The 3,234-nt window shown below is 54.0% G+C and carries 1 tRNA gene and 2 rRNA genes (1 of these 3 running past the window's edge); all 3 read right to left on the bottom strand.

Annotated elements, in window-relative coordinates:
• Positions 1-61 precede the first annotated feature (61 nt).
• A tRNA-Met gene (locus FN835_RS20810) sits at positions 62-138 on the bottom strand.
• 66 nt (positions 139-204) lie between these two features.
• Positions 205-319, bottom strand: a 5S ribosomal RNA gene (gene rrf / locus FN835_RS20805).
• Between the two features lie 112 nt (positions 320-431).
• Positions 432-3,234: ribosomal RNA gene (locus FN835_RS20800) — 23S ribosomal RNA — on the bottom strand; it runs 30 nt beyond the window's last position.

Raw genomic sequence — 3,234 nt, 5'->3', positions numbered from 1 at the left:
CATGGTCCGGACATGACAAAGCCCCCGCTTTTGGCGAGGGTTGGATCCAAGTCGGTTTCGTTGGTTGCGGGAGCAGGATTTGAACCTGCGACCTTCAGGTTATGAGCCTGACGAGCTACCGGGCTGCTCTATCCCGCGCCATATTGCCCTGCTTTTATTTTGCTGGGCTTTTGATCGTTTAGAGGGATTGTCGCTTCTTTTCAGGTCTGGCGGTGACCTACTCTCCCACGTCTTATGACGCAGTACCATTGGCGCGACGGCACTTAACGGCCGAGTTCGGGATGGGATCGGGTGTTTTGCTCGTGCTTTGGCCACCAGACCGGAAAAGAAGCGACATCGGCGTTTCCCCTGTGGGGATTGTTGTCCAAGGATGCATTGGAGGAAGGGTTTTCCATTCATGACTGAATGTACTGGTCTGTCTTCTTCCGGATCAAATCAAGCCAATCGAGCCATTAGTACCGGTCAACTGAATGCATTGCTGCACTTACATCTCCGGCCTATCGACGTGGTGGTCTTCCACGGCTCTCAAGGGATACCTTGTTTTGAGGGGGGCTTCACGCTTAGATGCCTTCAGCGTTTATCCTGTCCGTTCATAGCTACCCAGCACTGCCGTTGGCACGACAACTGGTCCACCAGTGGAACGTTCACCCCGGTCCTCTCGTACTAGGGGCAACTCCTCTCAAGTATCCTACACCCACGGCAGATAGGGACCGAACTGTCTCACGACGTTCTAAACCCAGCTCACGTACCTCTTTAAACGGCGAACAGCCGTACCCTTGGGACCTGCTCCAGCCCCAGGATGAGATGAGCCGACATCGAGGTGCCAAACGATGCCGTCGATATGGACTCTTGGGCATCATCAGCCTGTTATCCCCAGCGTACCTTTTATCCGTTGAGCGATGGCCCTTCCACTCGGGACCACCGGATCACTATGGCCGACTTTCGTCTCTGCTCGACTTGTCAGTCTTGCAGTCAGGCTGGCTTCTGCCATTGCACTCAACGAGCGATTTCCGACCGCTCTGAGCCAACCTTCGCGCGCCTCCGTTACTCTTTGGGAGGCGACCGCCCCAGTCAAACTACCCACCACGCAGGGTCCCGGACCCGGATAACGGGCCGCGGTTAGACATCAAGAGTGCGAAGGGCGGTATCTCAAGGATGGCTCCATCGGAACTGGCGTCCCGATTTCAATGCCTACCGCCTATCCTGCACATCACAATCCTGATGCCAGTGCGAAGCTATAGTAAAGGTGCATGGGGTCTTTCCGTCTAACCGCGGGAAGTCTGCATCTTCACAGACAATTCAATTTCGCTGAGTCCACATTTGAGACAGCGGGGAAGTCGTTACGCCATTCGTGCAGGTCGGAACTTACCCGACAAGGAATTTCGCTACCTTAGGACCGTTATAGTTACGGCCGCCGTTTACCGGGGCTTCAATTCAATGCTTGCACATCTCCTTTTAACCTTCCGGCACCGGGCAGGCGTCAGACCCTATACGTCGCCTTACGGCTTCGCAGAGCCCTGTGTTTTTAGTAAACAGTCGCCACCCCCTGGTTTGTGCCCCCCGCCAACAGTTGCCTGCCAACGGGGCCTCCTTCTCGCGAACTTACGGAGGTATTTTGCCGAGTTCCTTAAATGTGGTTCTCTCAAGCGCCTTGGTATTCTCTACCAGTCCACCTGTGTCGGTTTAGGGTACGGTCTTGTGGAGGGCTATTTCCAGGAACTGCTAAGCGGCCCTTCCAATCCGATAAGGAAGAACAACCGTCGCAATCCGTCACCATCTCCTGGCCCAGGAATATTAACCTGGTTCCCATCGACTACGCCTTTCGGCCTCGCCTTAGGGGCCGGCTTACCCTGCTCAGATTAGCTTTAAGCAGGAACCCTTGGACTTTCGGCGACAGGGTCTCTCACCCTGTTTGTCGCTACTCATGTCAACATTCTCACTTCTGATCACTCCACCGGATGCCTTACAGCCCGGCTTCACAGTCAGAACAATGCCTCCAATGTATCCGAGGATACTAAGGAGGCAGCGTTCTATATCACAGAACGCTCCGCTACCACGTGCATTGCTGCACATCCAAAGCTTCGGCTCGTGGCTTGAGCCCCGTTACATCTTCGCCGCAAGACCTCTTGATTAGACCAGTGAGCTGTTACGCTATCTTTAAAGGATGGCTGCTTCTAAGCCAACCTCCTGGTTGTTTTGGAAGTCTCACATGCTTTCCCACTTAGCCACGAATTGGGGGCCTTAGCTGTTGGTCAGGGTTGTTTCCCTCTCCACGACGGACGTTAGCACCCGCCGTGTGTCTCCCGGATAGTCCTTCTCGGTATTCGGAGTTTGCTTAGACTCAGTAAGGCTGTGGGCCCCCATCATCCATGCAGTGCTCTACCCCCGAGAGGATACGTCCGAGGCGCTACCTAAATAGCTTTCGCGGAGAACCAGCTATCTCCGAGTTTGATTGGCCTTTCACCCCTAGGCACAAGTCATCCCGACCTTTTTCAACAGGTGTGGGTTCGGACCTCCAGTTGGTGTTACCCAACCTTCATCCTGCTCATGCCTAGATCACTCGGTTTCGGGTCTGATCCATCTAACTAAGTCGCCCATTTAAGACTCGCTTTCGCTGCGCCTACACCTACCGGCTTAAGCTTGCTAGATAGACCAAGTCGTTGACCCATTATACAAAAGGTACGCCGTCACCCCGCAAGGGGGCTCCGACTGCTTGTAGGCGTCCGGTTTCAGAAACTGTTTCACTCCCCTCGTCGGGGTGCTTTTCACCTTTCCCTCACGGTACTGGTTCGCTATCGGTCAGTAAGGAGTACTTAGCCTTCGAGGGTGGTCCCCCGATCTTCAGACAGGATTTCACGTGTCCCGCCCTACTTAATGCGTCCGATCAAACTTCCCATACGGGGCTGTCACCCACTATGGCTGTGCTTTCCAACACATTCTGGTCATTCTCACGGCTCGGCTGGTCCCCGTTCGCTCGCCACTACTAGGGGAGTATCTGTTGATTTCCTTTCCTCCGGGTACTTAGATGTTTCAGTTCCCCGGGTTCGCTTCTTAAACCCTATGTATTCAGGTAAAAGATACCTGGTTATGCCCGTTGTTGACTACCCAAGGGTAACAACAACAAACATTCAGGTGGGTTGCCCCATTCGGAGATCCATGGATCAAAGCTTATTCTCAGCTCCCCATGGCTTATCGCAGAGTATCACGTCCTTCATCGCCTCTTACTGCCAAGGC

Origin of the sequence: Paracoccus laeviglucosivorans (assembly GCF_900182695.1) — a bacterium.
GTDB lineage: Bacteria > Pseudomonadota > Alphaproteobacteria > Rhodobacterales > Rhodobacteraceae > Paracoccus > Paracoccus laeviglucosivorans.
Note: the sequence above shows the minus strand (reverse complement) of the source record. Positions and strands in the feature narration are given on the sequence as shown.